The sequence below is a fragment of the Actinoplanes sp. NPDC049802 genome, from assembly GCF_040656595.1.
Taxonomy (GTDB): domain Bacteria; phylum Actinomycetota; class Actinomycetes; order Mycobacteriales; family Micromonosporaceae; genus Actinoplanes.
This window is the reverse complement of sequence record NZ_JBFAMR010000069.1, coordinates 38,195-44,194: the sequence shown is the minus strand read 5'-3', so window position 1 is coordinate 44,194 and position 6,000 is coordinate 38,195. Positions and strand designations below refer to the sequence as shown.

General features: G+C 72.8%; 5 protein-coding genes. 1 reads left to right on the top strand and 4 read right to left on the bottom strand.

All coding sequences use genetic code 11. The features are described from left to right. The coding region (locus tag AB0I88_RS32765) for an AzlC family ABC transporter permease (RefSeq protein ID WP_361033582.1) at positions 1–775 on the bottom strand (775 nt) is incomplete at its 3' end. Between the two features lie 65 nt (positions 776–840). On the opposite strand from AB0I88_RS32765, the gene AB0I88_RS32760 reads away from it, so the two are divergent. Next, positions 841–1,398 (top strand): XRE family transcriptional regulator, encoded by a 558-nt coding sequence (locus AB0I88_RS32760; RefSeq protein ID WP_361033579.1) that lies wholly within the window; start codon positions 841–843, stop codon positions 1,396–1,398. A 27-nt stretch (positions 1,399–1,425) separates the two neighbouring features. Here the strand turns inward: AB0I88_RS32760 and AB0I88_RS32755 are convergent, their stop codons facing one another. The 3 genes from AB0I88_RS32755 to AB0I88_RS32745 form a co-directional block, all read right to left on the bottom strand. Then, on the bottom strand, positions 1,426–2,373 hold the full coding sequence (locus tag AB0I88_RS32755; RefSeq protein WP_361033576.1) for an ATP-binding cassette domain-containing protein: 948 nt from the start codon (positions 2,371–2,373) through the stop codon (positions 1,426–1,428). 266 nt (positions 2,374–2,639) lie between these two features. Beyond that, positions 2,640–3,440 carry an ABC-2 family transporter protein gene (locus tag AB0I88_RS32750; protein WP_361033573.1) on the bottom strand — a complete coding sequence of 267 codons (801 nt, stop codon included), beginning with the start codon at positions 3,438–3,440 and terminating at the stop codon, positions 2,640–2,642. Further along, positions 3,433–4,143: an ABC-2 family transporter protein gene (locus tag AB0I88_RS32745; RefSeq protein WP_361033571.1), complete on the bottom strand. Its 711-nt coding sequence runs from the start codon at positions 4,141–4,143 to the stop codon at positions 3,433–3,435. The genes AB0I88_RS32750 and AB0I88_RS32745 overlap by 8 nt, the downstream gene beginning before the upstream one ends. Positions 4,144–6,000: the final 1,857 nt, after the last annotated feature.

Genomic DNA, 6,000 nt, shown 5'->3' with positions numbered 1-6,000 from the left:
CCGGGGTGGTCGGCGGGCGGCGGTGGGCGGGCTCCGGGGTGGTCGGCGGGCGGCGGTGGGCGGGCTCCGGGGTGGTCGGCGGGCGGCGCGGAGCGGGCTCCGGGGTGGTCGATGGGCGGCGCGGGAGGAAGAGGACGAGCAGGCCGAGCAGAGCGCACATGACCGGCAGTCCGGCCGGGAGCACCGGGGTGAGCAGCACCGCGAGGGCCGCGCCGGTGACCGCCACCAGGCGGGTGTCCCGGTCCCGCAGCGACGGCAGGATCAGCGCGATCAGCCCGGCCGGGAACGCGGCGTCCAGGCCGAGGGCGCCCGGGTCGCCGGTCGCGCCGCCGAGCAGGACGCCGAGCACGACTCCGGTGTTCCAGACCACGAACAGGGTGGCCCCGACCAGCCAGTAGACCTTCCGGCGGGCCTCCGGGGCGGACTCGGCCAGGGCGAACGCGACGGTCTCGTCGGTCATGACGTGCGCGCCGACCAGCCGGTCCCGCCAGCGGGTGCCGAGCACGTCGGCGACGGCCAGGCCGAACGGCAGGTGCCGGGCGTTGAGCAGCAGGCCGGCCAGGACGGCGGCGACCGGGTTGCCGGCCGCCAGCAGGCCGACGGCGAGGAACTGGGAGCCACCGGCGAAGATCAGTACCGACATGACGACCGGTACCCAGGCGGGCAGCCCGTACGCGATGGTGATGGCGCCGAAGGACGCGCCCACCGCGAGGGTGGCCGCGGCCAGGGCGCCGATGTCCCGAAGCTGCGCACGTGTTCGATATAACGTACCCATAGTTCGAAATATTGAACGACTTCCGAGTGTTCGTCAAACCGAACGATGAGACCGATGGAGCGAACATGCAACAGCCCGCGCCCCCGCTGGCCCTCATCGCGGCGAACCTGCGCCGGGAACGCGACCGGGCCGGGATCTCCCTCGCCGAACTGGCCCGCCGCGCCGGCCTGGCGAAATCGACGCTCTCCCAACTGGAGGCGGGCGCCGGCAACCCGAGCATCGAGACGCTGTGGGCGCTCGGGGTGGCGCTCGGCATCCCGTTCAGCCGGCTGATCGAGCCGCCCGTCTCACCGGTGCGGGTCATCCGGGCCGGCGAGGGCCCCCGGGTGCGCTCCGACAACGCCGACTTCTACGGCACCCTGCTGGCGACCGGCGCGCCGAACGCGCGGCGCGACATCTACGTCCTGGAGCTCGAACCGGGCGCGCGACGCGACGCGGAACCACACATCCCGGGCAGCGTCGAGCACATCGTGGTGTCCGCCGGCCGCATCCGGGTCGGCCCGGTCGCCGAACTCGTCGAGGTCGGGCCCGGCGACTACGTGACCTTCCCGGGCGACGTGCCGCACAGCTACGAGGCGCTGGAGCCGAACTCCTGGGCCATCCTCGTCATGGAGCACCGATAGCCGCCCCCGCCGGGCGGAGCGAGGCCGTCAAGCCCGGTACAGCCTCGCGACCACGTCCTCGATGTCCGGCTCCACCAGCGACAGATCCCGGACGTTGACGGCCGCGACCAGACCGGCCACCGCGGCGCCGGCCGTCGCCGACTCCAGGGTGAAGGTGACCCGGTGACCGTTCGCCGTCACCCCGGCCAGCTTCGTGCCGGGCAGCTCGAACCCGTCCGGCAGCGGCTCGGCCAGGTCGGCGACGATGCTGCGGCGGGAACCGTACCGGGCGTGCAGCGCTTCGATGCTGCCGTCGTGCACCACCCGGCCGTGATCGATCACCACGAGACGCTCGCAGAGCCGTTCGATGTCGGCGAGATCGTGCGTGGTCAGCACCAGCGTCACGTCACCGGAGGAACCCAGCTCGGACAGGAACGAACGGACCGCCTGCTTGCTGACCACGTCCAGGCCGATCGTCGGCTCGTCCAGGAACAGCACCTCCGGGCCGTGCAACAGGGCGGCCGTCAACTCGCCGCGCATCCGCTGGCCCAGCGACAGCTGACGGACCGGCGTGTCCAGGAAAGCGTCCAGATCCAGCAGCTCGCGGCAGCGGCGCAGCCGGGACGCCTGCTCGGCGGCCGGCACCCGGTAGATGTGCCGCAGCAGCCGGAACGACTCCCCCAACGGCAGATCCCACCAGAGCTGCGAACGCTGGCCGAACACCACACCGATCCGCAACGCCAGCCGGGTGCGCTGCGGCACCGGGGCCAGGCCGCACACCGACACCTCCCCCGACGACGGGGTCAGCACGCCGGTCAGCATTTTCAGGGTCGTCGACTTGCCGGCGCCGTTCGGCCCGATGTAGCCGACCATCTCGCCACGGCCGATGCTCAGGGAGACGCCGTCCACGGCGGAGACGGTTCGTTTCGTTCTTCGCAGGCGGCCGGCTTTCACCCGTACCGTGAAATCTTTGCGCAGCTCGCGCATCTCGATCATCGAAAGACCTCCCGTGAAACCCCCGGCTTCAGCCGTGGAAGGAATCGGATTTGCCCGTGGAGCAGGTCAGGGATAGCCCTCCGCGGTCAGGGCGGATGGGCGTCTGGTCACACGTTGCACTGGTTCTCGACATACCTCTCCACTACGAGTCGCAGGTGACTAGCGGGTGCAGCTGGTCGTCAGACATCAGATCGCCTCCTTCCGGGACGGTGGATCAGATGCGGTCCGAGCTGGGAAATCCCCCGGATTCATCCGTGGGGATGTCGTTAAGAACCTGTGCTCCGGTAGTGACGGATCCCGGCGCGCCAGACGACGGCGGCGACGGCCGCCGCGGCGAGCGCGACCAGCGGGGAGAGAAAGCCGGCCCAGGCCGGCAGGCCGAGCGGATCGGCCAGGCCGAGCAGCGCCAGCGCCGGCTGATAGGCCACGAAGGCGAAACCCAGGGCGTACGCGAAGAGGCCGCGGAACCAGCCGTCGAAAACCGACATCGGGTACGTGGTGAAGTCCCGCCCGCCGTAGGTGAACGCCGCGCCCACCTCCCCCGATTCCACCCACCAGAACGCCAGGCTGGCACTCAGCACAAAGATCGCCCCGAAGAAGACGGCCGCCGCGACCGGTGTCACCACCAGCAGCAGCACCCGGGCCGGCGTCCAGTCGACGTCGTTGGCGGCGACCGCCACGGCCAGCACCACGAACCCGAACACCACCCGCAGCGCCTTACGGATCGGCAGATCCATGAGCAGCAGCTGCGGCAGCGCGCCCAGCGGCCGGACCAGCACCGCGTCCAGCGTTCCGGCCCGGACGTACGTCTTCAGGTGGTCCACGTTGCCCACCACGAAGTCCGCCAGTGTGAATCCGGCCGCACTCAACCCGGTGATCAACATCGCCTGGGCCAGCGAGAACCCGCCGAGCGCCGGCGTGACCCGGAACAGCACCAGCACGGTGAGCACGTCGAAGACCGTGGCGCCCATGTTGCCGAACAGCTCGATCACGAACGACGCGCGGTACGCCGTCGCCGACCGCACCTGGGCCGCCCCGAGAGCGGCGTAGGCGCGCAGCTCACCCACCCTGGACCACCAGCCGCCGCTCGGCCCGCCGCTGCACCAGCGCGCCCACCGTGAGCATCACGACGGCCCACAACACCTGCAACGCCACCAGGCCGGCCTGCAACGCCGGACCGTCGCGCTCGGCGATCACGTCCAGCGGCGCCTGCAACAGGCTGGGCAGCGGCGTCGCCACCCACAGCGCCACCGTGAGATCCTCCGGCAGCAGCCGCAACGGGAAGTAGAGGCCACCGAGCACGCCCGCGCTCAGCGTCCACAGGGTGATCGGCCCACGGGCGTCGTGCAGCCAGTAGGCTGTCGCGTTCACCACGAACCGGCAGGCGAAGCAGATCACCACGGCGAGCACGATCGAGAGGGCGAAGAGCGGCACCGTCTGCCATCGGGTCGGCGTGTGCAGCGGGAAGAAGATCGCACCCGCCACCAGCGGCGGAACGAACCGGGTGGCCATGCCGTGCAGCGCCCGGCCCAGGTCGGCGGCGAGGAAACCGGCCAGCGGGGGCACCGGACGTAACAGGTCGGCCGCGATGTCACCGGTGCGGATCCGGTCGGCCAGCTCCGTCCACCCCCAGAGGCCGATGACAGCGAGTAACCCCTGCCCCACCCAGACGTAGGTGGCGAGCTGTTCGGCCGTGTATCCGGCCGGACGGTGCCCGGCGGCGCTCGCGGCCACCGCGAGCAGTACGTAACAGCGGAGGAAGCCGAACACGATGTTCGTGAACGTTCCGGCTATGGTGGCTTGCCGGTAGGTCGCGTACCGCCGGAAACCCGACCCTATCAGCGCACCGAAAGTAGTAAAGGAAGCGCGGAACGGACCTATTCGAGAGATCGTCGGCACGCTGGCGTCTCGCTGGTCCACGCCGTTAATCTCCTCTCGAAACCCCGCAACGGAGCCGGGCGACTCTACGCGGGTCCCCGGCCGGACGCGGCCCATTTTTCTTGACAGGTGGAGTTCGCCGTGACGGAGCGTTGCCCTTCGACGGGTCACCCGCTGGGTGCCCGATGAACGGCTGGGCCTCCCGGCCGAGCGCCGACGGCTGGGACGACGAACCCGCCTGGGTCTACGAGATCACCTGGGAGTGGGAGCCGCTTCCCGGTCAGCGCTACCCGGGCGACCCCGGCCGCCGCAAGGCTGTCCACACGCCCGTCTACGAGGCGTCCCGCGGCGGCTCCGGCCCCGCCAGTTCGGCGCCCGTCAGCGGCGCGGGGCGCGGCCGCGCCTCGGTCACCCCTCCCGCTCCCCGGCCCGAGGACCCGCGCCCGGTCACGCCCGCCGCCGCACGCGACGAGCCGTCCTGGAACCGGCCCGTACACATGCCCGAACGCGTCGACCAGAACCACGGACCGGGCACCGCCGGCGGTCCCGGCGCGGCTGACCAGCGGCGCGGGTCGGCTCCGGTCTACGGGCGCGCGGCCGGCTCCGGCGAACCGGGCGGCCAGTACGGCTCCGCCCGCCCGGCGCAGCCCGGCGGTCCCGCCGGGCCGGGTGGTCCTGGAATCCCCGGCGTTCCGGGCCGGTCCACCGTGCCGGTCAACCCCGGCCACCCGATGCCGTCCGCGCCGGTCTCTCCCGGCCGTGCCGGCCGGGCCCCGGCCGCCCGCGTTCCTCAGCAGCCCACGCCCACCGACGCGCCCGGCGGCAGCGGCTGGGCTCGCGGGCCGCAACAGCCCGGCGGGTACGGCAACCGCCCGGTGTCCCCCGCCGCGTCCGGCCGTGCCCCCTTCGGCCCGGCCCCGTCCGGTGGTCCCCACGCCGTCCCCGGCGGGCCGGCCGCGCACGGCGCTCCGGTGTCACCCGGTCCGCGCGGCTCGGCGTCCCCGGGCGGCGCGAATCCTTACGGCGGGCCGGGTTCCCCTGCCGGACCGCCGTCCCCTGGTGGGCCGAACCCGCTGGGACGTGCGGCTTCCGCGGCTCCCGTTCCGCCGGGCCGTTCGGGCGGACCCGGCGCGCCTGTGCACGGTGGGCCGGTTCCGCCGGCTCACGGTGGACCCGTTCCGTCAGCTCACGGTGGACCCGTTCCGTCAGCTCACGGTGGACCCGTTCCGCCGGCTCACGGTGAGTCCGTCTCGCCGGGACACGGTGGGCCCGTCTCGCCCGCTCGAGGTGGGACGACTCCGCCCGTCCGCGGCGGGGCGGTGCCGCCTGTGCGCGGTGTGCCGGTCATGCCCGGGCGCGGTGTGCCGGGCCAGAATGGCCCGGTGCCCTCCGGGCAGAGTGTGCCCGGGCAGTTCGAGCAGGGCGGCCACCCGGGGCACGAGCAGTCGCCACCCGGACGTTCCGGTGGCCCGGTGGCGCCCGCCGCCTCCGGTGGCTTCGTGCCCGGTTCGGGACGTCCCGAGCAGGAGCACGGCTATCAGGGCCGTCGTCATTCGCCGGAGCAGATCGTGCCCCGGCAGGGTGGAGAGGCACGCCCGGCCGCCGGACCGGTCTCACCGGCCTTCGGCGCCACCCGCCCGGTGTCCGCCGAGACATTCCCGGCATACGCCGACGAACGCCGCTCGCCGCGTGAAGGCCGCACCCCGGACGCCCCGTTCGACCTGCGGCCGGCGCCTCAGGAACGGAACT

What these genes read in the sequence shown, in the direction of transcription:
- AB0I88_RS32760 (WP_361033579.1), top strand. Translation starts at nt 841, where the DNA reads ATGCAACAGCCCGCGCCCCCGCTGGCCCTCATCGCGGCGAACCTGCGC.
- AB0I88_RS32755 (WP_361033576.1), bottom strand. Translation starts at nt 2,373, where the DNA reads ATGATCGAGATGCGCGAGCTGCGCAAAGATTTCACGGTACGGGTGAAA.